Genomic DNA, 22,820 nt, shown 5'->3' on the forward strand with positions numbered 1-22,820 from the left:
GCCGACGCCGCCATTCCGCGAGCAGCGGAAGGCGGCGTCAGACCAGATGAGTCGGGACGGAGCGTCGCGCCGGGAGCGCGCAGCGCTACCCGAACGGTACGACTAGACAGCCGGCTCAGCGTTCAATTGTTGTAGCAGGTCGGCAATCTTATCAGGGTCCTCGCTTCTCAGCATGCGTCCGACGAGCGGCGCGATCTGGTCGAGGTGGGTCTTGAGCACGATGTCCTTGACCGACAGCAGGTTGGCCGGGTGCATCGAGAACTTGCGCAGCCCCATGCCCAAGAGCAGCCGCGTCAGGCGCGGATCGCCCGCCATCTCGCCGCACACCGACACCGGCGTGCCGGCCTTGATCGCGGTGCGCAGCGTGTGCAGGATCAGCTTGATCACCGCCGGATGCACCGGGTCGTAAAGGTGGCTGACCGAGTCGTCGTTGCGGTCGATGGCCAGCGTGTACTGGATCAGGTCGTTGGTGCCGATGGAAATGAAATCGACGTGCTTGAGGAAGCTGCCCACCACCAGCGCCGCCGACGGGATTTCGATCATGACCCCGACCGGCAGCTCGGCGGAATAGGCGATGCCCTCGTCGCGCAGCTCCTCGCGCGCGTACTCCAGCTGTACCAGCGCCTGCTTCAGTTCGTGCAGCGAGTTGATCATCGGGAACAGGATCTGCAGCTTGCCGAACATCGAGGCACGCAGCAGCGCCCTGAGCTGGGCGCGGAACAACAGCGGCTCGGCCAGGCAGAGGCGGATGCCGGTCAGCCCCAGCGCCGGGTTGTCGGCCACGCCGTGATTGAGCCAGCGCGGATTCTTGTCGGCGCCCAGGTCCATGGTGCGGATGGTGACCGGCAGGCCCTTCATGTTCTCCACCACCTTGCGGTAGGCCTCGAACTGTTCGTCCTCGGACGGCAGCGTGTCGCGGCCGAGGAACAGGAATTCGCTGCGGAACAGGCCGACACCGACCGCGCCGGCGGAGAGCACCCCTTCGACGTCCTGTGGCAGTTCGATATTGGCCAGCAGGTCGATCGGGGTGCCGTCCAGGGTCTTGGCGTTGGATTTGCGGATCGATGACAGCTTGCGCCGGGCATCGCGCCAGGCACGCTGACGGCGGCGGTACTCGGTCAGCACTACCTCGTCGGGGTTGATGATGATGACGCCGCTCTGTCCGTCGACGACCACCATTTCTTCCTCGCGGATCAGCTCGCGCGCATGGTGCAGCGCGATCACCGACGGCAGGTCCAGGCTGCGGCCGAGGATGGCAGTGTGCGAGGTGGTGCCGCCGACGTCGGTGACGAAGGCGGCGAAGCTGGAATCCTTGAAGTACACCATGTCGGCCGGCGACAGATCGTGCGCCACCAGGATCATGTCGTCGTCGAACGCCTCCGGGGCGGCCAGCGACGAGGCCTCGCCCTTGAGGTTCTTGAAGATGCGCTCGACCACCTGCAGCACGTCGTGCTTGCGCTCGCGCAGGTACTCTTCTTCGATCGCCTCGAATTGCTCGACCAGCGCATCGCATTGCAGCTTGAGCGCCCATTCGGCGTTGCAGCGCTGGGTGGCGATGATGTCGCGCGGCTCGCGCGAGATTGCGACGTCGCCCAGCAGCATGATGTGCAGCGACAGGAAGGCGCCCAGCTCGGCCGGGGCGTTTTCCGGGATGCTGCCCCACAGCATCTCGAGTTCCTTGCGGGTCGCCTTGATCGCTTCGTCGAAACGGGCGATTTCCGCCGGCACCTCGTCCGCCACCAGCACGTAGTGGGTCACGTCGTCCATGCTGCGGGAAATCAGATGGGCGCGCCCGATGGCCACCCCCCCGCCGATGGCAACGCCGTGCATGATGATGCTCATGGTCCCCGTCCCTCCGTTACCCGGCAGTTATCACTCTGCCTCGTCAAAGCGGTTGTTGATCAACGTCACCAACGCGTCCAGCGCGGCCTGCTCGTCGTCGCCCGACACTTCCAGCACCACGGTCGAGCCCTTGGCCGCGGCCAGCATCATCACCCCCATGATGCTCTTGCCGTTGACGCGACGGCCGTTGCGCGAGATCCAGACCTCGCTCTTGAAACGGCTGGAGGTCTGGGTGAACTTGCTGGAGGCACGCGCGTGCAGCCCGAGCTTGTTGATGATTTCAACCTCTGATTTAAGCATTTGCCTCCCCGGCAATAATATTGATCACGCCTTCCAGCCCGCCGGTCACGGCTTTCTTGACCACCAGATCCAGCGGCTGGCTGCTGTAACACAATGCCCGCACCAGCATCGGCAGGCTGACGCCGGCAATGGCCTCCACCCGCCCGCTGTCGACCAGGCGGCTGGCGATGTTGGACGGCGTGCCGCCGTACATGTCGGTCAGCACCAGCATTCCCTCGCCCTGGTCGAGCTGCTGGATCAGCGCCCGCGCCTGGGCCAGCTTGCGGTCGGGATCGTCGTTCTTGTCCACCGCCATGGTCGCCAGGTTTTCCGGGTTGCGGCCCAGAATGTGCCGGGCACAATCGGCCAGGCTGTCACCCAGCCCGCCGTGAGAAATAATCAGTACGCCAACCATGTCTATCCAGTTTCCTGCAACCGCCAGCCCGCGCGGAGAGTCCTTGTTTTGAAATCAGTTTCTGATTGTAACAGGCTCGCTTTCGATGCGTCGGTACCAACTGAGCGTTTCGGCCAACTTCACCACCTCGCCGATGATGATCAGCGCCGGCGACTGCACGCCATGCCGGGCGATCACTTCGGGCAGGCTGGCCAGGGTGCCGGTGACGGTGCGCTGGCGCGCCGTGGTGGCCCACTCGACCACCGCCGCCGGCGTCTCGGCCGGCTTGCCGTGGGCGATGAAAGCGTCGCACAGCTCGCGCGCGGTGGAAACGCCCATGTACACCACCACGGTCTGCTCGGGACGGGTCAGCGCCGGCCAGTCGAGGTCGATGCTGTCGTCCTTGCGATGGCCGGTGACGAACACCACCGATTGTGCGTAATCGCGGTGCGTCAGCGGGATGCCGGCGTAGGCGGCCGCACCGCTGGCGGAGGTGATGCCCGGCACCACCTCGAACGGGATGCCGTGCGCCGCCAGGGTTTCGATCTCCTCCCCGCCGCGGCCGAAGGTGAACGGGTCGCCGCCCTTGAGGCGCACCACGCGCCGTCCCTCCTGGGCCAGCCGCACCATCAGCTGGTTGATGTCTTCCTGCGGCAAGGCGTGGTTGGCGCGCGCCTTGCCGACGTAGATGCGTTCGGCGTCGCGCCGCACCAGTTCCAGCAGTTCCGGCGCCACCAGCTTGTCGTACAACACCACGTCGGCCTGCTGCATCAGGCGCAAGGCGCGGAAGGTGAGCAGGTCGGGGTTGCCCGGACCGGCCCCGACCAGGTAGACCGCGCCAGTCGGCTTGTCGTCGGCGCTGGCAAGCCGCTTTTCCATCTCGGCACAGGCGGCCTCGTCGTTGCCCAGCATCACCGCGTCGGCCACCGGGCCTTCCAGCACCGACTCCCAGAAGATGCGCCGCGCCTCGACGTCGCCGAAGCGCGCCTTGACCCGATCGCGGAAACGCGTGGCAAAGCCCGCCAGGCGGCCGTAGCCGGCGGGAATCAGGCTTTCCAGCCGGGCGCGCAGCAAACGGGCCAGCACCGGCACGCCGCCGCCGGTGGAGAGGGCGATCACCAGCGGCGAGCGGTCGACGATCGCCGGGGTGATGTAGCTGGAGATGTCGGGGTCGTCCACCACGTTGACCGGGATGCCCTGCACCCGGCCGGCTTCCGCCACCGCCAGGTTGACGCGGCGGTCGTCGGTAGCGGCCACCACCAGGCGCATGCCGGCCAGTTGTTCGCCGCTGAAGCGGCCGTCGACATGGCGGATTTCCCCCGCGCCGGCCATGGCGCGCAGTTCGGCCACCAGCTCCGGCGCCACCACGGTTACCGCCGCTTCCGCCGAGCGCAACAGGCGCACCTTGCGCAGGGCGACCTCGCCCCCTCCCACTACCAAGCAGGGCTCGCCGCGCAGTTTCATAAAGATCGGAAAATAATCCATTCAGGCGGCTCCCATCGATGCCCCAAGCATACTGCAAATGTTGTAAAAAAACGACGACCCGTGGAACTCGTCCGGAGCAACACAGGACGTCCTATGATACTGGAAGAGACTGACCGCCACGCAGAGGCCCGCTTGACACCGATTTTCCCACGCTGCACGACCGTATTTCTGCCTTTTCCAGTGGCAGCCCGTCCCTTCGGGTTGATCAGAGGTCGCCGCTGATGCCGTCATCGGGCTGGCTGCTGGCGCTACTGGCCATGCTGGCGGGCATGGCACTGGGTAGTGCCGTCACGACGCTGCAGCGCCGCCACCGTGAACGCCAACGCCGGCTGCAGGCCTGCGCGGAGATGGCTGCGCCCTGCCTGCTGCTGCACGCGGACGGCCGCATCCTGCAGGCCAACACGGCGGCGCGGCGCTTGCTGGGCGTCCCGCTCGCCCACCTCGACGACCTGCACCTGCCAGGCGAGGCCCGCAGCTGGCTGGCCGATCACGGCGGCGGGGGCGAAACCCGGCGCTGCGAGCTGAACCGCCCGGCGGCGGCCCCCCTCTCGTTGCGGCTGGAAAAGCGCCTTGCCGACCTCGACGGCCAGGACGCCGGCTTCAGCTGGCTGCTGCTGCACGACATCAGCCAGCAGGACGATGACGAGCGCGGCCAGCAGCTATGGCGGGAGGCCTTGCAAGATTCGCGCCTGGCGCTGTTCGAGTACCGCCTGGCGCCACGCCGCGTCTACGGCCGGGTGCTGGCGGCGGATAACGTGCTGGGACTGCCGCCGGGCTGGGTCGACATCGGTTTCGACCACTGGCTGGAACGGGTGCACCCGGACGACCGCGACGCCCTGCGCACCATGTTGGAGCATCCGGAGCGGCTCGCCACCGGCTCGGCCTACCTCGAGTTCCGCTTCCGCCACGGCCACGGCCATTGGGAATGGCTGGAGCAGCGCACCCAGTTGCGCCATGAGGATGGCCAAATCAGCGCCATCGTCGGCCTGTGCCAGTCGATCACCTCGCGCAAGCACGCCGAAACCGAGTTGCTGCGGCGCGAGCAGGTGTTCCGCACCCTGGTGGAAAACGCCGACGACGTGATCGCCCGCTACGACCTGAACCTGTGCTGCCAGTTCATCAACCGCAGCATCACCCGTTACCTGCCGCTGCCGCGCCATGAGCATCTGGGCAAGACGCTGCGCCAGCAGGGCTGGCCACAGGGCGCGCTGGACACCCTGGAGCCGGCTTTCCGGGCGGTGCTGGCGCGGCACGAGGCACGCCATCTCGAGGTGGAGCTCGACGTCTTCGGCAAGGCGGCGACCTTCAGCATCCACCTGATTCCCGAGCTGGGGGCGCACGGCGAACTGGTGTCGATCCTGGCGATCGGGCGCGAGATCACCGAGTTGCGCCTGGGCTCGCGCCTGCTGGCCGACGAGAACGCGGTGATGGAGATGATCGCCAACAACCAGCCGCTGAACGATATTCTGACCCGGCTGTGCCGGCTGGTGGAGGCGCAGCGGCCGCAGGCGGTGTGCTCGATCATGCTGCTCAACGAACAGAAGACCGAGCTCAACCTAGCGGCCGGGCCGTCGTTGCCGGCCAGCTTCAGCGGTTTCCTGCACGGTCTGGCCATCGGCCCCGAGACCGGTTCCTGCGGGAGCGCGGTGTTCTCCGGCGAGCGCGTGGTGGTGAGCGACATCGCCCACGATCCGCGCTGGGAAAACTACCGCTATCTGGCGCTGCCGCACGGGCTGCGCTCGTGCTGGTCGACGCCGATCTACTCCAGCAGCCGCGAGATGCTGGGCGCCTTCGCCATCTACTACCCGACCCCGCGCAACCCCGGCAAGGCCGAGCTGCGCCTGACCGACCGCTGCACGCACCTGGCGTCGATCGCGCTGGAGCGCGACCGCCACGAGAAGCAGCTGTATTTCCTCGCCACGCGCGACGGCCTGACCGGGCTGCTCAACCGCCGTTCCTTCATGGAGGTGGGCGAGGCCGAGGTGCTGCGTAGCAAGCGCTACGGCCACGACCTGTCGATCATGATGATGGACCTCGACCACTTCAAGAACATCAACGACCAGCATGGCCACGCCACCGGCGACCAGGTGCTGCAGCACTTCGCCACGCTGTGCGGCAACACCTTCCGCCATGCCGACATAGTCGGGCGGCTTGGCGGCGAGGAGTTCGGCGTGCTGCTGCCGTTCACCACGCTGGCCGAGGCCGGCATCCTGGCCGAGCGCCTGCGCGCCGAGGTCGACGGCAGCGTGGTGATGGCCTGCGGCGTCGCGGTGCATTACACGGTGAGCATCGGTATCTCCTCGGTGTTCCCCGACGACAAGGACATCGACGGCCCGCTCAGCCGCGCCGACACCCTGCTCTACCAGGCCAAGGCGCTGGGGCGCAACCGCATCCGTTACGACGGCGACCCGCCGTCGCTGCCGCTGGCGGGGTAGAATGGCGCCTTTGCTTGATCGCGCCCCATCGTGACCCGCTGGCACTCGACCTACTTCCCCCATCCGCTGTACGCCCCGCTGCGCCCCTTCGCCCCGCTTGCCGACGGCGACTGGCCGAACCAGGCCGACTACGACCGCCTGCTGGAGCGCGCCCGTGCCGCCGGCTGCGCGCTACCGAACGGCCTGCGCTTCGTCTGCGACCTGGAGCCGCAGGACTATTACGAACTGCACATCGCGCAGAGCGGCGAGGTGCCCACCCGCCACGGCAACTGGCACGACTGGTTCAACGCGCTGGCCTGGCTGGCGTGGCCGCGCAGCAAGGCGGCGCTGAACGCGCGCCACGCCCGCGCCATCGCCCGCGGCGAGGTGCGGCGCGGCCCGCTGCGCGACGCCGCCACGCTGCTGGACGAATGCGGGGTCGTCGTCGCCAGCGCCGACCCGGTGCTGGGCGCGGCGCTGGACGACATGCGCTGGCACGAGCTGTTCGTGGCAAGAAGGCACGACTGGGGGCGGCGCATCGGCGTGTTCACGCTCGGCCACGCGCTGTTCGAGACCGGCCTCGAACCGCACCTGGGCTGGTGCGGCAAGGCGCTGGCGCTGGCGGTGGATGACGCGTTCTTCGGCCAACCCTACGCCCGGCAACTGGCCCAGCTCGATCACCGCTTGGCCGAAGCGCTGGCCGACGACAGCTGGCTGGCGCGGCCGCGCGAACTGTGGCCGCTGCCGCTGCTGGGGATTCCCGGCTGGTGGCCGGACAACGAGGACCCGGCGTTCTACGCCAACACCGACTACTTCCGCCCGACGCGGCGCGCGAAGTCGGCCAGCGTTTCCTGATCGAGCCGCTCCAGCGCCGGCGCCAGCAAGGTGTCGAGCCCCTGGCCGATGTCGTCGTCGTAGCCGACGTCGGAACGGTAGACGAAGAGCTGGAACAGCTCCGCGAGCGGGATCGTCTCGAGCTTGCGCATCAGCACCCAGCCGTCGCGCTGGCCGCGCTGGGCGTAACCCAGCTGCGCCAGCTTGTCGAGCACCAGCCCGAGTTCGTCGTAGCCCACCTGCACCTCGCGCCGCAGCTCCACCGGTGTCAGCGCCACGCCCTGGCGCTGCGCGGTGTCGAGCAGCAGCAGTACCTCCAGCGCGTCGAGGAAGCGGCGCCGCGGCTCGAAGCGGCGGCGCCACGCCTGTCCCTCCCAGTACGACAGCGAGGCGGTGAACACCGCGCCGGTCAGCACCACCAGCCACAGGCAGTACACCCACAGCAACAGGATCGGGATACTGGCGAAGGCGCCGTACACCAGCTTGTACGACGCCACCTCGCCGATGTAGAAGCCGAACACCGCCTTGGTCACCTCCAGCAACAGCGCGGTGGCGAGCGCCCCCCACAGCGCGTGACGGTAGGGCACGAAACGGTTCGGCACCACGCGGTACAGCAGCGATAGCACCACCGTGGTCAGGAAGATGCTGCCACCGCGCTGCAGCAGCTCGTCCAGCAGGCGCGAGTAGCGCTCGAAATGGGTCGCCTTGAGCAGCCAGTGCCAGCCGATCAGGCCGCCGCCGAAGGCGATCGGCCCCAGCGTCAGCACGCTCCAGTACACCATGCCCTGCTGTAGCCAGGGACGGCTGCGGCGCACGCTCCAGATGGCGTTGAAGGTGCGCTCGATGGTGGACATCAGCATCAGCGAGGTCAGCCCCAGCATGACGATGCCGGCGGCGGTCAGCTTCTCGGCGTTGTCGGCGAACTGGCGCATGTAGACGGTGATCACCTTGCCCGCGAACTCCGGCACCAGCGTCGACAGCAGCATCAGCTTGAAGCGCGCGCTGTAGTCGGCAAACACCGGGAACGCCGCCACCACCGTCAGCACGATGGTCAACAGCGGCACCAGCGCCAGCAAAGTGGTGAAGGTCAGGCTGCCGGCCACCTGCAGCACGCGGTGCGTGCCGACACGGCGGGCGAGGAAACGGGCGAAGCCGCGGTAGGGTTCAATTCGATTGGCAAGACACATGAATGGATCAGAATTTCGGCAAAGGGACTAAGAGAGTGCGTTGAACGACGGAAAATTCCACGCGGCGCGGCAAGCCGGCCGAATTGCACTAAGATTGATGCTTATCGCTTTATGGTAACGATTCGGACGACGATATGCAGGATATTCTGGTTCTCTACTACAGCCAGCACGGCGCCACGCGCGAGCTGGCCCGGCTGATCGCACGCGGCATCGAGAGCGTGCCCGGCTGCCAGGCGCGGCTGCGCACCGTGCCCAAGGTGTCGACGGTGTGCGAGGCGACCGAGCCCGCCGTGCCGGAGGCCGGCGCGCCCTACGTCGAACGGCGCGACCTGGCGGAATGCATCGGCCTGGCGCTGGGCAGCCCGACCCGCTTCGGCAACATGGCGGCGGCGCTGAAATACTTCCTCGACGGCACCAGCGCGGAGTGGATGGCGGGCACCCTGGCGGGCAAGCCGGCCTGCCTGTTCACCACCTCGGCCAGCCTGCACGGCGGCCAGGAATCGACCCTGCTGTCGATGATGCTGCCGCTCATGCACCACGGCATGCTGATCCTCGGCCTGCCGTTCACCGAGCCGGCGCTGTCCACGACCCAGTCCGGCGGCACCCCGTACGGCGTCAGCCACGTCGCCGGGCTCAACAACGACCGCCGCATCAGCGACGACGAGAAGACGCTGGCCATCGCCCAGGGCAAAAGGTTGGCCGAAGCGGCGCTGAAACTGGCGGCCAAACACGACTGACAGGGCCAGAGCGGCGGCAAGGGCGTGATCCGGACAGCAAACAAAACCCCGGAGCCAAGATAGACGCAACTTACCCTACTCCCCGTTGGCCCGTGCCGCCTGGGCTGGGTGGGGCAAGGTTTTAAGCCGCCGCTTGTTTGAGCGATGTGACGTTAGCAAATGGTCCGCTGAGCAAATCTCCGATTGGCCCAGCGATGGATTTGCACGCATGGCGTTCGGTGGCGCCTTGCCCTACCCAGCCCAGGCGGGAATTCACGGGCCGTCGGGGTCGCCTGGGGTTGCAAGGGGGCTGGCGACACAGCCCCCTTGCCTGCCAGCGGTCAGCACCGCCCCTAAATCCGCTAGCGGACACAAATATCCAGATCGATAAACGGCATAGAGAACACGTGTGAAGTGGTTCTTAACCGTCGTCGCGCCCCCACGGCGCGACCTTCGCCAACAGCGCCATGCCCGGCAGCGCCAGCAGCGTGCACAGCAGGAAGAACGGCGCCCAGCCGATGGCCTCGACCAGGTAGCCGGTAGCGGCGTTGGCCACGGTGCGCGGCACCGCCGCCAGGCTGGTGAACAGCGCGAACTGGGTGGCGGTGTAGGCCGGGTGCGTGGTGCGCGCGATGTAGGCGACGAAGGCGGCGGTGCCGAGACCGACGCCGAGCGCCTCGAAGCCGATCACCAGTGCCAGGCGCGACAGCTCCGCCGCGCCGATACTGGTAAACGGCCCCTGCCCGGCGAGCCAGGCGAACCCCAGGATCGACACCACCTGCACCACGCCGAACGCCCACAGCGCGCGGTTGATGCCGAGCTTGATCATCCACACCCCGCCCAGCAGGCCGCCGATCACCGCCGGCCACAGCCCGGCGTGCTTGGCCACCAGCCCGATCTCCGACTTGGTGAAGCCCATGTCGAGGTAGAACGGCGTGGCCAGCGCGGTGGCCATGCTGTCGCCCAGCTTGTAGAGGAAGATGAAACCCAATACCAGCGCGGCGCCCTTGAGGCCGCTGCGGGTGAGGAATTCGTGGAACGGCTCGACCACCGCCTCGCGCAGCGTCTTCGGCGCCGCCGCGGCCAGTTTCGGTTCGCTCACCGCGAGCGTCATCGCCACCCCCGGCAGCATGAACAGTGCGGTGATCCAGAACACCGTGCCCCACGGCAGGTGATCGGCCAGGATCAGCGACAGCGAGCCGGGGATCAGGCTCGCCAGGCGGTAGGCGTTGATGTGGATGGTGTTGCCGAGCCCCAGCTCCTGGTTGCTCAGGATCTCGCGACGGAAGGCGTCGAGCACGATGTCCTGGCTCGCCGAGCAGAACGCCACCGCCAGCGCCAGCGCGGCGATGGCCCACAGCTCCTGCTTCGGCGTGAACGCCCCGAACCCGGCCATGGTGGCGATCAGCGCGAGCTGGGTGAGCAGCATCCAGCCGCGCCGGCGCCCGAACAGCGGCGGCGCGTAGCGGTCCATCAGCGGCGACCAGACGAACTTCCAGGTGAACGGCAGCTGGATCAGCGCGAACAGGCCGATCGCCTTGAGGTCCACCCCTTCGCTCCTGAGCCAGGCCGGCAGCAGGTTGATCAGCGTGTAGAGCGGCAGGCCGGAGGCGAAGCCGGTGAACACGCAGGTGAGCATGGTGCGCGAGAAGATCACGCGGCGCCAGGAAATCGCGGATTCAGTCATAGGGGGCAAAGGTTGGCCGAAAGAGGCTAGACCCCGTGCCCATGGCGTGGTTCGGGCGCGGGGTCCGCGAAACAACGGGGCGGCCCGAGCCGCCCCGCGCGTCAAGCGTGGCGCGCCACGCGGTAGAACGCCAGGCTGCCGCGCAGGTTGGGCAGGAAGCGGATGCGCCGCCCCTCGTTCATCACCACCCGCTCCAGCACGCCGATGCCGTTCTTGGCGCACAGCGCCTCGAAGTCGCCCAGCATGCACCAGTGGATGTTGGGGGTGTCGTACCACTGGTAAGGGATGGTTTCCGACACCGGCATGTGCCCCTGCAGGATCTGCCAGCGGTTTTCCCAAAAGCCGAAGTTGGGGAAGGTGACGATGGCCTCGCGCCCGACGCGCAGCATCTCCAGCAGGATTTCCTCGGTGTGCTGCATCGCCTGGATGGTCTGCGACAGGATGACGTGGTCGAAGCTGCCGTCGTGGAAATCCGCCAGCCCCGCCTCCAGGTCGCCCTGCACCGCGTTGACGCCGGCGGACACGCAGCGCGCGATGTTGCCGACGTCGATCTCCACGCCGTAGCCGGCCACCTGCTTGTGGCTCTGCAGGTGGGCCAAGAGGGCGCCGTCGCCGCAGCCCAGGTCGAGCACGCGGGCGCGCGCGGGAATCCAGTCGGCGATCAGTCGCAGGTCGGGGCGCAAGGTCGTATCGGAGTGCTGGCTCATGCCGCCACCTCCTTGGCTACACGGTCGAGGTAGGCGCGCATCAGGTCTACATAGGGTTGGTCGGTCATCAGGAAGGCGTCGTGGCCGTGGGCGGATTCGATCTCGCCGTAGGCCACGCGCTTGTCGGCGGCGATCAGGCCCTGCACCAGCTCGCGCGAGCGCAAGGGCGAGAAGCGCCAGTCGGAAGTGAAGCTCGCCACCAGGAAGTTGGCGGTCGCCTTCTTCAGCGCCGCCACCAGGTCGCCGCCGTGGTCCTTGGCCGGATCGAAGTAGTCCAGCGCCTTGGTCATCAAGAGGTAGGTGTTGGCGTCGAAGTAGTCGGAGAACTTGTCGCCCTGGTAGCGCAGGTAGGACTCGATCTCGAACTCCACGTCGTAGCCGAACTTGTACTCGCCGGAGCGCAGCATGCGGCCGAATTTCTCGCCCATGCCGTCGTCCGACAGATAGGTGATGTGGCCCAGCATGCGCGCCAGGCGCAGGCCGCGACGCGGGATGGCATCCTGCTGGTAGAAGTCGCCGCCGTGGAAGTCCGGGTCGGTGAGGATGGCCTGGCGCGCCACGTCGTTGAAGGCGATGTTCTGCGCCGACAGCTTGGGCGCCGAGGCGATGACGATGGCGTTGACGACGCGGTCGGGGTAGTCGATGCTCCACTGCAGCGCCTGCATGCCGCCGAGCGAGCCGCCGATGATCGCCGCCCAGCGGTCGATGCCGAGACGGTCGGCCAACCGCGCCTGCGCCGTCACCCAGTCCGGCACCGTCACCACCGGGAAGGCCGAGCCCCACGGCTGGCGCGTGGCCGGGTTGATGCTGGAGGGACCGGTGGAGCCGTGGCAACCACCCAAATTGTTGAGCGCCACCACGAAGAAGCGGCGCGTGTCGATCGGCTTGCCCGGCCCGATCATGCTGTCCCACCAGCCGGCGCTCTTGTCGTCCGGCTGGTAGCGGCCGGCGGCGTGATGGTGGCCGGACAACGCGTGGCAGATCAGGATGGCGTTGCTCTTGGCGGCGTTCAACTCGCCGTAGGTCTCAAAGATCAGCTGGTACGACGTCAGCGTCTTGCCGCAGGCCAGATCGAGCGGCACGTCGAACAGCGCCTGCTGGGCGCTGACGATACCGACCGACGATTCGGTTGTGGACATAGTGAAAACAGTGCCTCTTTGATATGGTTTTGTCGGCTTCAAGGCGTACGTGTTATGGCCGGTCCAGGCCGGCGCGGTTTTGATCGATTATATCTGCATCGGCTTGTGCGCATAGCACCGGCGCCGGATAATCGCCTCTCCTTCCCGCCAGGGCCCCCCATGATCGGTCGCCTGTTCAAGTTCTTCGTGCTCTGCGCCGTGCTCTACGCCGTGGCGCGCTGGCTGCTCAACCGCCGCCAGAAGGAGACGTTGCGCGAACTGTTCCAGACCCTGGCGCAGGCGCTGCTGATCAGCTCGCTGATCTTCGTCGGGCTCTACCTGGCGGGCTTCCACCGGCTGTAGCCCCCTGACGCACGCCCCGCACCAGACCGGCGCCGCGCCCCGGAATCCTTGATCCGGCTCAGGCCGGCGACGCGGCAAAGCCGCTAGACTGCCGGCTTTTCCGCCGACGAGCCCGGCCGCGCATGGATCTGACCCGCCACCTTCATACCTTCGGCCACTACCTCAAGACCCGTTTCGGGGAAAAGGTGCACAAGCTGTCGCTGGCCGGCGACTTCACCTGCCCCAACCGCGACGGCACGCTGGACCGCGGCGGCTGCACCTTCTGCGACGTCAAAAGCTTCGGCCGCGACGCCGCCGCCCTTTCCATCGCCGAGCAGATCGCGCGCGAAAAACACAAGACCGACCGCGCCCGGCGCTATCTGGCCTACTTCCAGGCCTACACCAGCACCTACGCCGAAGTGACCACGCTCAAGGCGCTGTACGACGAGGCGGCGGCGCAGAGCGACGTGGTCGGGCTGTGCGTCGGCACGCGCCCGGACTGCGTGCCGGACAGCGCGCTCGAGCTGCTCGCCGACTACCAGCAGCAGGGCTACGAGATCTGGCTCGAGCTGGGCCTGCAGACCGCGCACGACGCCACCCAGGAACGCATCCGCCGCGGCCACGGCCTCGCCGACTACCGCGACGCGGTGCAGCGGGCGCACCGGTGCGGGCTCAAGGTCTGCACCCACCTCATCGCCGGGCTGCCCGGCGAGGACGACACCCACGTGCACCAGACCCTGGCCACGGTGCTCGACATCGGCGTCGAGGGGCTCAAGCTGCACCCGCTGATGATCGTGCGCGGCAGCCGCATGGCGGCGCAGTACCGGCGCGGCGAGATCGCCCCGCTGACGCAGCAGCACTACGCCGCGCTGGCGGCCGAACTGATCCGCCACACCCCGCCCGAGGTGGTCTATCATCGCATCTCGGCCACCGCGCAGGCGCCGACCCTGATCGCCCCGGCGTGGTGCGGCCCGCGCTGGCCGGCGCTGCAGGCGATCGCCGCAAACCTGGCCGCCGCCGGGCCGCAGGGCAGCGCGCTGGGCCGCCCCTGGTTGGGAGCCTGAGCGCGGCGGCGAAACCGTTTCGACGATCGGCTGTCAGATCAGTCCGGGAACGCCGACTAAGGCATATTCCCCGTGGAGACCGCTACCATGCTGATCAAGAAACCATCCGACATCCCGCCCTCCGAGATCACCCCGGAAGCGGTCTACCTCAACCGCCGCAGCTTCATGCTCGGCGCCGCCGGCCTGATGCTGTCGGGCGAGACGCTGGCCGCGCTCGCCGCCAGGAAGAGCCCGCTGTCGACCGGCGAGCCGCTCAACAGCCTCAAGGACATCACCAGCTACAACAACTACTACGAGTTCGGCACCGACAAGGCCGACCCGGCGGCCAACGCCGGGCGCCTCAAGACGCGGCCGTGGAGCGTGCTGGTGGACGGCGACGTGGCGAAGCCGCGCCGCTTCGGCATCGAGGAACTACTGAAATTCCCGCAGGAAGAGCGCATCTACCGCCTGCGTTGCGTGGAAGGCTGGAGCATGGTGGTCCCGTGGATCGGCTTCCCGCTCGCCAGCCTGCTCAAGCAGGTCGAGCCCACCGGCAAGGCCAAGTACGTCGCCTTCGAGACCCTGCAGCGCCCGGCCGAGATGCCCGGCCAGCAGCGCCGCGTGCTGGACTGGCCGTACCGCGAAGGGCTGCGCCTGGACGAGGCGCTGCACCCGCTCACCATCCTGGCGGTGGGCCTCTACGGCAACCCGCTGCCGAACCAGAACGGTGCGCCGATCCGGCTGGTGGTGCCGTGGAAGTACGGCTTCAAGAGCATCAAGTCGATCGTGCGCATCCGCCTCACCGAGCAGCAGCCGCTCACCAGCTGGAACCTGGCGGCGCCGGACGAGTACGGCTTCTACTCCAACGTCAACCCGGCGGTGGACCACCCGCGCTGGAGCCAGGCGAGCGAGCGGCGCATCGGCGAATTCTTCAAGCGCAAGACGCTGCCCTTCAACGGCTATGCCGAGCAGGTCGCCGGCCTGTATCGGGGAATGGACCTGCGCCGTGATTTCTGACAAGACCCTGCCCTCGCCGGCGCGCGCGCGGGCTTCGGCCAACCCCGCCCGTCCCGCCTCCCGGCCGCTGGGCGTCGCCAAGGCGCTGGTCTTCGTCGCCTGCCTGCTACCGCTGATGCGTACGGCGTGGATCGTGCTCAACGGCGAAGCAGTGAACCCGATCGAGTTCATCACCCGTTCCACCGGCACCTGGACCCTGGTCTGGCTGCTGGCCACGCTGGCCGTGACGCCGCTGCGCCGGCTCGCCGACTGGAACGTGCTGCAGCGCTTTCGCCGCATGCTCGGCCTGTTCGCCTTCTTCTACGCCACGCTGCACTTCACCACCTATGTGTGGCTGGACCAGTTCTTCGACTGGCACGCCATCGTCAAGGACATCGCCAAGCGCCCCTTCATCACCGTCGGCTTCGCCGCGCTGCTGTTGATGACGCCGCTCGCCGTGACCTCCACCGACGGCTGGCTGCGCCGGCTCAAGCGCAACTGGGGTCGGCTGCACCGCCTGGTGTACGCGGTGGCGGTGCTCGGCGTCACTCACTACTGGTGGCTGGTGAAGAAGGACATCCGCCAGCCGCTGATCTACGCCGCGGTGCTGACGCTGCTGCTGGGGCTGCGGCTGTACTGGCGTGCACGCGCGGCACGGATCACGGCTCAGGGCAAGCCACAGGCATGAAAAAGGCCGCCTCGCGGCGGCCTTTCAGCACAGAACGGACGGCTCACTCGATGGTCAGCTGGCGCGAAGTGCCGCCGGTCTTCTTCGGCAGCGTCAGTTCCAGCACCCCGTCGTTGTAGCGCGCCGTGGCCGTGCTCTGGTCCACGTCCTGCGCCAACTGGAAGCTGCGCGATACCTGGCCGTAGTAGCGCTCGGAACGCAGCACGCGTTCGCCTTCCTTGGTCTCGGACTCTTTCTTCACCTCGGCGGAAATCTGCACCCGTCCGCCTTCGATCTGCACGCTGATGTCTTCCTTCTTCACGCCGGGAATCTCGGCGTGCACGGTGTACGCCTTGTCGTCTTCCTTGACGTCGAGCTTGATGCCGCCGGCCAGGTCGGCGCCGGCCTCGAAGCCGAACGGCCGCACGAAGAAGCCCTTGAACATGTCGTCGAGCAGCGGTTCAAGACTGGTGCGACGAATCAGGTCTTTCATGGTGTTACTCCTCCTGTCGGGTTACAAGAAACAATCGCCCGGCCGCCGGCACAACCGGTAGCCACTCACCTTAGGTATGGTCCTTAGCCGCTGATTTTCAAGGCCTTCATCCGGGCTGGCTTGACCTAGCGCAAATCGGCGGCGGCATCTTGGCAGCCACGCGGTTTCGCCCTACCCTTTCACCCTTTCTACCGCCACGACAACAGCCATGAGCAAGGACAAGACCCCGGTGACCCAGGCGGTGCGCGTGCTGCGCGAGCACGGCGTGCCCTTCAGCCCCCATCTCTACGCCTACGAGGAAAAAGGCGGCACCACGGTGTCGGCGCGTGAACTGGGGGTCGACGAACACGTCGTCATCAAGACCCTGGTGATGGAAGACGAGCACAAGAAACCGCTGATCGTGCTGATGCACGGCGACCGCGAGGTGGGCACCGGCATGCTGGCGAAACAGATCGGCGCCAAGAAGGTGAACCCGTGCGACCCCAAGACCGCCGACAAGCACAGCGGCTACCAGGTGGGCGGCACCAGCCCGTTCGGCACGCGCCACGCCATGCCGGTGTACATGGAGGCGAGCATCGCCGAACTCGACACGCTCTACATCAACGGCGGCAAGCGCGGTTTCCTGGTGGCCATCAGCGCCGCCGACCTGGTGCGCGTGCTGAAGCCGACGCTGGTCAACGCCGCCGCCTAGAACCGGCGCAAAAAAGCCGGCGCAGTGCGGCGCCGGCTTGGTGGCGGGTCATTGGTCCTCGCAGCCGATCCCAAGTAGGCGAGCGAGCCAAGGCAGGTTGAGCGCCGCCAACGCGCAGGAACCGGAATGGACACAGGGTCCATGAGGATTCCGCATCGCTGGGCGAATTCCTGCGAGCCAATCTTCGATTGGCTCAGCGCGGGATTCGCACGCAGTCTGCCGGCGCTCAAGATGCAAAGGCGTAGCCGCCTAATGGGGCCGGATTCACCACCACCAGAACATCCAGCCCCAGGCGCTGTCCACCCAAGCCAGCGTGCCGAGGAACGGCAGCAGCGCCGCCAGCCAGCGCACCCCGCCGCACCAGCGCCGCACGATGCGCGCCGCCAGCCACAGCGACCACAGGTTGGCCGAAGCCAGCAGCAGCAGGCGGAAGTCGTTGACCCAGAACACCGGCAGGCCCTCGTTCTTGAGCAGCGTCACCGTCAGCGCCGACAGGCCGAGGAACACGCCGCAGCCGGCGAGCGGGATCAGCGCCTGCGCCAGGTGGTGCCAACGCTGGCGCTGCCACGACCCGGCCAGCCGCACCGCCAGCGCCAACAGCACGCTGATCACCGTGCCCATCGCCAGCGCGGTGGCGAACACGTAGCCCAGCAGCATGGTGCCGTCGAGCCAGGAGAAGCTGTCGTTCAATTCCGGGTAGTGGGTCAGCAGCCACCACGGTGCGTTGCTCTCGAACGGCCACCAGATGTCGCGTGCGATCAGCCATTCCGCCGCCACCTGCTTGAGCGTGACGAACCAGGGGCTCGCGCTCCAGTGGAAGGCACCGATCGCCACGCCGAGCAGGCCGTAGACGATCAGCAGCGTCTGCCAGCCGTCGGCCTCGCGCTCAGCCACCTCAACCACTTCCGCGCTGGGCGAGCGCAGCGACAGCGTCACCGCGTCGCGGTGGCTGCTGCAGCGCCCGCACATGTGACAGCCGCTGCCGCCCTTCATGTGGCGGATCGGCTGCAGCGGTGCGCAGTTGACCGCCTGGATGCGGATCACGTTCTTGTTGGCGATGGACGCCTGCCAGGCTTCTTCCTGCACCTTGAAGTGCAGCGGGGCGAGCTTCGACAGCAGCCCGAACACGCCGTTGACCGGGCACAGGTAACGGCACCAGGCGCGCTTGCCGCGGGTATAGACGAAACCCACCGCCACCGCCGCCACAGTCGAGCCGCCCAGCACCAGCAGGGCGGCTTTCGGATACTGGTAGACGCTCACCAGCTGGCCGTACACCGTGGTCAGCACGAAGGCGACGAAGGGCCAGCCGCCCCAGCGCATCCAGCGCGGGATCGGCCGGCCCAGGCCCTTCCTGGCAGCCCATTCCGACAGCGCCCCCTCGGGGCACAGCACGCCGCACCAGACGCGGCCGAACAGCACCATGCTGAGCAGCACGAACGGCCACCAGATACCCCAGAACACGAACTGGGCGAAGATGGTCAGGTTGTCGACCATGCGCGCCGTGTCCGGCGGCAGCGGCAGACAGGCCGGCACCACCAGCAGGAAAGCGTAGACCAGCACCACCACCCACTGCAGACGCTGCAGCAGGCGGCCATGATCGCGCAGCCAGTCGCCGCCCTTCGCCAACAGGCGGCTTACGCCGCCGGCTGTTGTTGCCGCCATCTCATCAACCCCGTCATCAGCAACCAGAACATGCCGTAGGCCAACAGGCTCATCAGCGCCGGATGGGCGCGATAGCCGGTCAGCGCCGCCACCACGCCGCCCACCGGCGACATGTCGTCGAGCAGCATCGAGCTGTCCCACAGCGGATCGACCAGCGCCGGCAGGTAACCCATCGAGATCAGGTGCTCGATGCCGTTCATGAACAGCGCCGCCGCCAACAGCAGCAACATCACCTCGGTGACGCGGAAGAACAGCCGCCACGACAGGAAACGCCCGCCCAGCTGCAACAGGAAGAAGGTCAGCAGCGCCAGGAGGAAACCCAGCAGCGCCGCGCCGCCCATCGACAGCAGCGTGCTGCCGTCGGCCCCGGCCAGCATGCCGTACAGGAACACCACGGTCTCGCTGCCCTCGCGCGCCACGGCGATGGCGGTGAGCGTCAGCACGCCCCACCAGTTGTTGCGCGCCGCGTTATCCGCCAGGCCGCTTTCCAGCTCCCGCTTCAGGGTGCGGCCGTGCTCGCGCATCCACAGCACCATGTGCACGATCAGCGCGGCGGCGGTGAATACCATCACGGTCTGGAAGCTGTCCTGCGCGCCGCCGAACAGCTCGGCCGCACCGAACAGGCCCAGCGCCAGCACGATGGCGCACAAGAAGCCGACCAGCACGCCACCCCACAGATAGCGCTTGCCGCGCGCCGCCACTTCGCCGTGGTTATTCAGCCAGGCGTAGAGAATGCCGATGACCAGCATGGCCTCGACGCTCTCGCGCCAGACGATGAACAGCACCTGTCCCATTGTTGCCTCCCTGCCCGCCGGCTTACTTGGCGACGATCACGCCTTGCGCCGTGGCCATGTGAAATTCGTCGAAAAACTTGTACTCGCCCGGGCTCAAGGGCTGGATCACCACGAACGAGTCGGCGCCGGGGCCCAACACCTTTTCCTTGCGCAGCGGGGTGCTCTCGAACTCGACCGGGGTCTTGCCGGAATTGACCAGCTCGATCTTGAACTTCTTGCCGGCCGCCACCTGCAGCCGGGCGGGATTGAGCTTGCCGTCCTTGAGTTCGAGCCGGTACACCGGCAACTCTTCGGCCAGCACGTTGGCCGAAGCCAGCCCCAGCGCCAACACCATCAGCCATGCACGCTTCATCAAACAACGCTCCTGCTAGAAAGGGAAAAAGCGCCGCAGGAAGCTGCGACGCTGTCGGTCGGATCATCGGCCCGGGGGCTTAGTAGCCACCTTTTTTACCGGTGCCGGCGTAGGTGAACTCGTAGTTCAGCTCGAACGGCTTGAACCAGGCGCCGACACCGGTTTCCTTGTCGACGTGGCGGCCGAAATGGGCGTGCTCGTTGGCGCTCGGCGCCTGGATGGTGTACTTCAGCTTGTACTTGCCCGGCCCCATCAGCTTGACGTTGTCGCCGTAGTGCGGGCCGTCGGAGGCCACCATCGGCATGAAGTCGCCCTTGATGGTCTGGTTGGAACCGACCTTGCTGATCTCGTACTTGATCACCAGGTATGGCATCCAGTCGCCTTCGGCGAAGCCGTTCGGGTTGTTCTTGACGGCGTGGATGTCCGCTTCCAGGTGCACGTCGGACTCGGCGGCCTTGCGCATCATGCCTTCCGGTTCCATTTTCACCGGCTGCAGGTAGACGGCGCCGATTTCCATGCCGTTCTTGATTTGCGGCTTGCCGATCGGGTATTCGGCGGCAAGGGCGGACGAGGCGGCGGCGACACCGGCAAGGGCCAGCGCGACGTGGCTCAGACGACGGATCATTCGGTTCTCCCAGAAAAGGACGGTGGACTGCCGGCAACGGCCGGCGCCGATCAATTAACGGGAGTCATTATCATTCGTAATCTCACCTGGCGCAATAGATGAGAATGAATTTCATCTTGATCCAGATCAACGCGATGAGCCGGCCAGCGCCACGCCACGCGCCAGGCGGCGCCGGAATGCCATGCGGAAGCCGAAGCCCAGGCAGAGGAAGCACGCCATGGTCAGCGCCAGCGTCAGCGGGCTGCCCCACACCAAGGGCGCGATCACGCCGGCCACCAGGCTCGACATCATGGTCTGGGTGAAGCCCTGCAGCGACGACACCGTGCCGCGCAGCTCGGGAAACTGGTCCATCAGGATCAGCGTGATCGACGGCGCCACCAGCGACATGCCGGTGGTGTAGAGCATCAAGGGCGCCACGTTCCAGAACAGCGCGGGCGGAAACAGCAGGTTGTAGAGCAGGTTGGCCGCCAGCGCAGTGAACATCACGCCGTAGCCCAGGTTGACGATCTGGCGCGCGTCGCGCCGCCCGGCCAGGCGCCCGGACAGGAAGGCGCCCAGCATGATGCCGCCCACCGCCGGGCCGAACATCCACAGGAACTGCTCCGGCCCGAGCCCCAGGTGCTGCATCAGGAACACCGGCGCCGCCGGAATGTAGACGAAGAAGCCGGCGAAGTTGAACGACACCGCCGCCGCCAACAGCTGGAACTCGCGTTTTCGGCCAACCCGGGCGTAATTGGCGAGCAGCGTGCCCAGGTGCAGGCGCTGGCGCCGCTCGTGGCCGTGCGTCTCCGGCAGCGAGAACCAGCTCATGACGAACAGCCCGAAGCCGATCAGCGCCATGAACACGAAGATCGAATGCCAGCCGAAGGCGCCGAACAGCCAACCCCCCACCACCGGCGCGATCGCCGGCGACAGCGAAAACAGCATGGTCACCTGCGACATCATGCGCTGCGCCTCGGCGCCGTCGAAACGGTCGCGGATGATGGCCCGCCCCACCACCAGGCCGGCCCCGCCGCACAGTCCCTGCAGGCCGCGGAAGATCAACAGCATGGTCAGGTTGTCGGCCAGCGCGCAGCCGACCGAGGCCACCCCGAACAACAGGGTGGTCACCAGCACCACCGGACGGCGTCCCACGGCGTCGGAAATCGAGCCGTGCCACAACATCATCAAGCCGTAGCAGAACAGGTAGACGGTGAGCGCCTGCTGGATTTCCACCGGGCTCGCGCCGAGCGAGGCGCCGATGGCGCGCATCGCCGGCAGGAAGGTATCGATCGAAAACGGCCCGAGCGTCGCCAGCAGCGCCAGCACCAGGGCCAGGCCGCGCGAACGCGTGGCGCTCGGGGAAGTAACAGTCTGTGAAGGCATCAAATCGTCGTTTTCCAAATAATCTAAAGTGGCCCGGCCGCGCGGATGGCGGCGGCTTGGCCCCGGCCAGCCTATTGGGTCACAATAGCCGTCCGCTAAAAAAGGGGAACCCCACATGATTCGCCTCTACCACAACCCGCGTTGCACCAAGTCGCGCGAGGCACTGAAACTGCTGCAGGACGCCGGCGCCGACGTCGAGATCATCGACTACCTGAAAACCCCGCCCAGCGCCGAGGAACTCGACCGGCTGCTGACGCTGCTGCAGCTGGAGCCGCGCGAGCTGATGCGCCACAAGGAGGACGAGTACCAGGCGCTGCACCTGGACGACGTCACGCTGGAGCGCCGCCACCTGATCGCGGTCATGGTCGACCACCCGCGCCTGATCGAGCGCCCGATCGCGGTACAAGGCGAACAGGCCGTGATCGGCCGACCTCCGGAGCGGGTGCTGACCCTGCTCGGGCAGTGAATCTGCCAACCAGCAAAATGTTTCTTGCGAAATAGTAACACGGTTTACTATAATCGAGCCATGAACAAATCCTTTCACCAGCTCGAACAGGCAATAGACCGTGTCGACAGCCGCTTTCCCGGCGTGCCGCGCCAGGAGGTCATCCTCACCCGGCTCTATTACCACATCATGCCGCGTCTCGGCGCCTACCTGAACGAGGCGCTCAAGGACTACGGCATTCACGAGTCGGTGTGGATGACGCTGATGACGATGTATGCCTGCCCGGACCACGTGCTGTATCCGTCCGACATCAGCGACACGCTCGACTCCTCGCGCACCAACGCCACCCGCATCTCGGACGAACTGGTGAAGAACGGCTGGGCAGAGCGCCAGCCCTGCGCCGAAGACCGCCGCAAGATCCGGCTGGTGCTGACCGACGCGGGCATCCGTTTCGTCGAGCTCATCATGCCGGTGGCGCGTGACCGCAACCGCTCGCTGTGGTCCGACTTCAGCGGGGACGAAAAAGTGCAGCTGGAGGGTCTGCTGCGCAAATTGCTCGCCCGTCTCGGCGGCTGAGCAGGAACCGGCCTGGCCGGTTTTTTGTCGATCATATAGTAACAACAGTTATTATTTTGCAAATGAATAATTGCATGACTAAGCCTCCACTCCCCCGCCCCCACTG

At 66.9% G+C, this 22,820-nt stretch carries 24 protein-coding genes; 10 read left to right on the top strand and 14 right to left on the bottom strand.

Going from position 1 to position 22,820, the window contains the following annotated elements:
* Positions 1 to 102: 102 nt before the first annotated feature.
* Genes ptsP through cysG form a run of 4 tightly spaced genes read right to left on the bottom strand, consistent with a single transcriptional unit; the run spans position 103 to position 4,000 of the window.
* Positions 103 to 1,842: a phosphoenolpyruvate--protein phosphotransferase gene (gene ptsP / locus AC3WG5_RS01390; RefSeq protein WP_008952241.1), complete on the bottom strand. Its 1,740-nt coding sequence runs from the start codon at positions 1,840 to 1,842 to the stop codon at positions 103 to 105.
* 30 nt (positions 1,843 to 1,872) lie between these two features.
* Entirely contained in the window at positions 1,873 to 2,142 is a 270-nt protein-coding gene (locus AC3WG5_RS01395; RefSeq protein ID WP_014088526.1) for an HPr family phosphocarrier protein, read from the bottom strand.
* Positions 2,135 to 2,536, bottom strand: a complete 402-nt coding sequence (locus tag AC3WG5_RS01400; protein ID WP_008952239.1) for a PTS sugar transporter subunit IIA — start codon at positions 2,534 to 2,536, stop codon at positions 2,135 to 2,137. Before AC3WG5_RS01400 ends, AC3WG5_RS01395 begins: the two co-directional genes overlap by 8 nt.
* A 54-nt stretch (positions 2,537 to 2,590) precedes the next feature.
* Positions 2,591 to 4,000 carry a siroheme synthase CysG gene (cysG, locus tag AC3WG5_RS01405; protein ID WP_492567520.1) on the bottom strand — a complete coding sequence of 470 codons (1,410 nt, stop codon included), beginning with the start codon at positions 3,998 to 4,000 and terminating at the stop codon, positions 2,591 to 2,593.
* 221 nt (positions 4,001 to 4,221) lie between these two features.
* Between cysG and AC3WG5_RS01410 the strand changes: the two genes are divergently transcribed.
* Positions 4,222 to 6,435, top strand: a complete 2,214-nt coding sequence (locus AC3WG5_RS01410) for a sensor domain-containing diguanylate cyclase (RefSeq protein ID WP_492567521.1) — start codon at positions 4,222 to 4,224, stop codon at positions 6,433 to 6,435.
* 30 nt (positions 6,436 to 6,465) lie between these two features.
* Positions 6,466 to 7,269, top strand: coding sequence for a DUF3025 domain-containing protein (locus AC3WG5_RS01415; RefSeq protein WP_492567522.1), 804 nt, complete (start codon positions 6,466 to 6,468; stop codon positions 7,267 to 7,269).
* Here the strand turns inward: AC3WG5_RS01415 and AC3WG5_RS01420 are convergent.
* On the bottom strand, positions 7,224 to 8,435 hold the full coding sequence (locus tag AC3WG5_RS01420) for a YihY family inner membrane protein (RefSeq protein ID WP_492567523.1): 1,212 nt from the start codon (positions 8,433 to 8,435) through the stop codon (positions 7,224 to 7,226). The genes AC3WG5_RS01415 and AC3WG5_RS01420 overlap by 46 nt on opposite strands.
* Before the next feature lie 134 nt (positions 8,436 to 8,569).
* Here AC3WG5_RS01420 and wrbA point away from each other — a divergent pair, with 134 nt between their 5' ends.
* On the top strand, positions 8,570 to 9,172 hold the full coding sequence (gene wrbA, locus AC3WG5_RS01425; protein ID WP_492567524.1) for an NAD(P)H:quinone oxidoreductase: 603 nt from the start codon (positions 8,570 to 8,572) through the stop codon (positions 9,170 to 9,172).
* A gap of 400 nt (positions 9,173 to 9,572) precedes the next feature.
* Here wrbA and AC3WG5_RS01430 read toward each other — a convergent pair whose 3' ends face one another.
* The 3 genes from AC3WG5_RS01430 to metX form a co-directional block, all read right to left on the bottom strand.
* Positions 9,573 to 10,838 carry an AmpG family muropeptide MFS transporter gene (locus tag AC3WG5_RS01430; RefSeq protein WP_008952233.1) on the bottom strand — a complete coding sequence of 422 codons (1,266 nt, stop codon included), beginning with the start codon at positions 10,836 to 10,838 and terminating at the stop codon, positions 9,573 to 9,575.
* Positions 10,839 to 10,939: 101 nt separating this feature from the next.
* A complete protein-coding gene (gene metW, locus AC3WG5_RS01435) occupies positions 10,940 to 11,545 on the bottom strand; it encodes a methionine biosynthesis protein MetW (RefSeq protein ID WP_492567525.1) in 606 nt (201 codons plus the stop codon).
* Complete coding sequence (gene metX / locus AC3WG5_RS01440; protein ID WP_492567526.1) at positions 11,542 to 12,684, bottom strand: homoserine O-succinyltransferase MetX; 1,143 nt, start codon at positions 12,682 to 12,684, stop codon at positions 11,542 to 11,544. The genes metW and metX overlap by 4 nt, the downstream gene beginning before the upstream one ends.
* 159 nt (positions 12,685 to 12,843) lie before the next feature.
* On the opposite strand from metX, the gene AC3WG5_RS01445 reads away from it, so the two are divergent.
* The 4 genes from AC3WG5_RS01445 (at position 12,844) to msrQ (ending at position 15,732) form a co-directional block, all read left to right on the top strand.
* On the top strand, positions 12,844 to 13,026 hold the full coding sequence (locus AC3WG5_RS01445; RefSeq protein WP_008952230.1) for a protein MIGRI: 183 nt from the start codon (positions 12,844 to 12,846) through the stop codon (positions 13,024 to 13,026).
* Between the two features lie 122 nt (positions 13,027 to 13,148).
* Entirely contained in the window at positions 13,149 to 14,069 is a 921-nt protein-coding gene (gene mnmL / locus AC3WG5_RS01450) for a tRNA modification radical SAM protein MnmL/YtqA (protein ID WP_492567527.1), read from the top strand.
* An 87-nt stretch (positions 14,070 to 14,156) separates the two neighbouring features.
* Positions 14,157 to 15,065, top strand: coding sequence for a protein-methionine-sulfoxide reductase catalytic subunit MsrP (gene msrP / locus AC3WG5_RS01455; protein WP_492567528.1), 909 nt, complete (start codon positions 14,157 to 14,159; stop codon positions 15,063 to 15,065).
* Positions 15,055 to 15,732 carry a protein-methionine-sulfoxide reductase heme-binding subunit MsrQ gene (msrQ, locus tag AC3WG5_RS01460; RefSeq protein ID WP_492567529.1) on the top strand — a complete coding sequence of 226 codons (678 nt, stop codon included), beginning with the start codon at positions 15,055 to 15,057 and terminating at the stop codon, positions 15,730 to 15,732. The genes msrP and msrQ overlap by 11 nt, the downstream gene beginning before the upstream one ends.
* Before the next feature lie 43 nt (positions 15,733 to 15,775).
* On the opposite strand, the gene AC3WG5_RS01465 is transcribed toward msrQ, so the two are convergent.
* On the bottom strand, positions 15,776 to 16,204 hold the full coding sequence (locus AC3WG5_RS01465; protein ID WP_008952226.1) for an Hsp20/alpha crystallin family protein: 429 nt from the start codon (positions 16,202 to 16,204) through the stop codon (positions 15,776 to 15,778).
* Positions 16,205 to 16,412: 208 nt separating this feature from the next.
* Between AC3WG5_RS01465 and ybaK the strand changes: the two genes are divergently transcribed.
* Positions 16,413 to 16,895, top strand: coding sequence for a Cys-tRNA(Pro) deacylase (gene ybaK / locus AC3WG5_RS01470; RefSeq protein WP_008952225.1), 483 nt, complete (start codon positions 16,413 to 16,415; stop codon positions 16,893 to 16,895).
* Positions 16,896 to 17,159: 264 nt separating this feature from the next.
* Here ybaK and AC3WG5_RS01475 read toward each other — a convergent pair whose 3' ends face one another.
* The 5 genes from AC3WG5_RS01475 to AC3WG5_RS01495 all read right to left on the bottom strand — a co-directional run bounded on the left by AC3WG5_RS01475 (position 17,160) and on the right by AC3WG5_RS01495 (position 21,693).
* Positions 17,160 to 18,557: a 4Fe-4S binding protein gene (locus tag AC3WG5_RS01475; protein WP_492567530.1), complete on the bottom strand. Its 1,398-nt coding sequence runs from the start codon at positions 18,555 to 18,557 to the stop codon at positions 17,160 to 17,162.
* On the bottom strand, positions 18,530 to 19,351 hold the full coding sequence (locus AC3WG5_RS01480; protein WP_008952223.1) for an FTR1 family iron permease: 822 nt from the start codon (positions 19,349 to 19,351) through the stop codon (positions 18,530 to 18,532). Before AC3WG5_RS01480 ends, AC3WG5_RS01475 begins: the two co-directional genes overlap by 28 nt.
* A 22-nt stretch (positions 19,352 to 19,373) precedes the next feature.
* Complete coding sequence (locus AC3WG5_RS01485) at positions 19,374 to 19,703, bottom strand: cupredoxin domain-containing protein (protein WP_014088541.1); 330 nt, start codon at positions 19,701 to 19,703, stop codon at positions 19,374 to 19,376.
* A gap of 79 nt (positions 19,704 to 19,782) precedes the next feature.
* On the bottom strand, positions 19,783 to 20,328 hold the full coding sequence (locus tag AC3WG5_RS01490) for an iron transporter (protein WP_492567531.1): 546 nt from the start codon (positions 20,326 to 20,328) through the stop codon (positions 19,783 to 19,785).
* Positions 20,329 to 20,454: 126 nt separating this feature from the next.
* Positions 20,455 to 21,693: a multidrug effflux MFS transporter gene (locus AC3WG5_RS01495; protein ID WP_492567532.1), complete on the bottom strand. Its 1,239-nt coding sequence runs from the start codon at positions 21,691 to 21,693 to the stop codon at positions 20,455 to 20,457.
* A 115-nt stretch (positions 21,694 to 21,808) separates the two neighbouring features.
* Here AC3WG5_RS01495 and arsC point away from each other — a divergent pair, with 115 nt between their 5' ends.
* Together arsC and AC3WG5_RS01505 are read left to right on the top strand one after the other, a co-directional pair.
* The gene (gene arsC / locus AC3WG5_RS01500; RefSeq protein ID WP_014088544.1) at positions 21,809 to 22,159 is read left to right on the top strand and encodes an arsenate reductase (glutaredoxin); all 351 of its coding nucleotides are present in this window, start codon (positions 21,809 to 21,811) and stop codon (positions 22,157 to 22,159) included.
* 60 nt (positions 22,160 to 22,219) lie between these two features.
* Positions 22,220 to 22,714, top strand: coding sequence for a MarR family transcriptional regulator (locus AC3WG5_RS01505; protein WP_008952218.1), 495 nt, complete (start codon positions 22,220 to 22,222; stop codon positions 22,712 to 22,714).
* Positions 22,715 to 22,820 lie beyond the last annotated feature (106 nt).

The sequence above is a fragment of the Pseudogulbenkiania sp. FW507-F1 genome (assembly GCF_058781125.1).

Excerpts from the sequence above, each read along its gene's own strand:
- ptsP (WP_008952241.1), bottom strand. The coding sequence starts at position 1,842 with ATGAGCATCATCATGCACGGCGTTGCCATCGGCGGGGGGGTGGCCATC.
- AC3WG5_RS01395 (WP_014088526.1), bottom strand. The coding sequence starts at position 2,142 with ATGCTTAAATCAGAGGTTGAAATCATCAACAAGCTCGGGCTGCACGCG.
- AC3WG5_RS01400 (WP_008952239.1), bottom strand. The coding sequence starts at position 2,536 with ATGGTTGGCGTACTGATTATTTCTCACGGCGGGCTGGGTGACAGCCTG.
- cysG (WP_492567520.1), bottom strand. The coding sequence starts at position 4,000 with ATGGATTATTTTCCGATCTTTATGAAACTGCGCGGCGAGCCCTGCTTG.
- AC3WG5_RS01410 (WP_492567521.1), top strand. The coding sequence starts at position 4,222 with ATGCCGTCATCGGGCTGGCTGCTGGCGCTACTGGCCATGCTGGCGGGC.
- AC3WG5_RS01420 (WP_492567523.1), bottom strand. The coding sequence starts at position 8,435 with ATGTGTCTTGCCAATCGAATTGAACCCTACCGCGGCTTCGCCCGTTTC.
- wrbA (WP_492567524.1), top strand. The coding sequence starts at position 8,570 with ATGCAGGATATTCTGGTTCTCTACTACAGCCAGCACGGCGCCACGCGC.
- AC3WG5_RS01430 (WP_008952233.1), bottom strand. The coding sequence starts at position 10,838 with ATGACTGAATCCGCGATTTCCTGGCGCCGCGTGATCTTCTCGCGCACC.
- metW (WP_492567525.1), bottom strand. The coding sequence starts at position 11,545 with ATGAGCCAGCACTCCGATACGACCTTGCGCCCCGACCTGCGACTGATC.
- metX (WP_492567526.1), bottom strand. The coding sequence starts at position 12,684 with ATGTCCACAACCGAATCGTCGGTCGGTATCGTCAGCGCCCAGCAGGCG.
- AC3WG5_RS01445 (WP_008952230.1), top strand. The coding sequence starts at position 12,844 with ATGATCGGTCGCCTGTTCAAGTTCTTCGTGCTCTGCGCCGTGCTCTAC.
- mnmL (WP_492567527.1), top strand. The coding sequence starts at position 13,149 with ATGGATCTGACCCGCCACCTTCATACCTTCGGCCACTACCTCAAGACC.
- msrP (WP_492567528.1), top strand. The coding sequence starts at position 14,157 with ATGCTGATCAAGAAACCATCCGACATCCCGCCCTCCGAGATCACCCCG.
- AC3WG5_RS01465 (WP_008952226.1), bottom strand. The coding sequence starts at position 16,204 with ATGAAAGACCTGATTCGTCGCACCAGTCTTGAACCGCTGCTCGACGAC.
- ybaK (WP_008952225.1), top strand. The coding sequence starts at position 16,413 with ATGAGCAAGGACAAGACCCCGGTGACCCAGGCGGTGCGCGTGCTGCGC.
- AC3WG5_RS01475 (WP_492567530.1), bottom strand. The coding sequence starts at position 18,557 with ATGGCGGCAACAACAGCCGGCGGCGTAAGCCGCCTGTTGGCGAAGGGC.
- AC3WG5_RS01480 (WP_008952223.1), bottom strand. The coding sequence starts at position 19,351 with ATGGGACAGGTGCTGTTCATCGTCTGGCGCGAGAGCGTCGAGGCCATG.
- AC3WG5_RS01485 (WP_014088541.1), bottom strand. The coding sequence starts at position 19,703 with ATGAAGCGTGCATGGCTGATGGTGTTGGCGCTGGGGCTGGCTTCGGCC.
- AC3WG5_RS01490 (WP_492567531.1), bottom strand. The coding sequence starts at position 20,328 with ATGATCCGTCGTCTGAGCCACGTCGCGCTGGCCCTTGCCGGTGTCGCC.
- AC3WG5_RS01495 (WP_492567532.1), bottom strand. The coding sequence starts at position 21,693 with ATGCCTTCACAGACTGTTACTTCCCCGAGCGCCACGCGTTCGCGCGGC.
- arsC (WP_014088544.1), top strand. The coding sequence starts at position 21,809 with ATGATTCGCCTCTACCACAACCCGCGTTGCACCAAGTCGCGCGAGGCA.
- AC3WG5_RS01505 (WP_008952218.1), top strand. The coding sequence starts at position 22,220 with ATGAACAAATCCTTTCACCAGCTCGAACAGGCAATAGACCGTGTCGAC.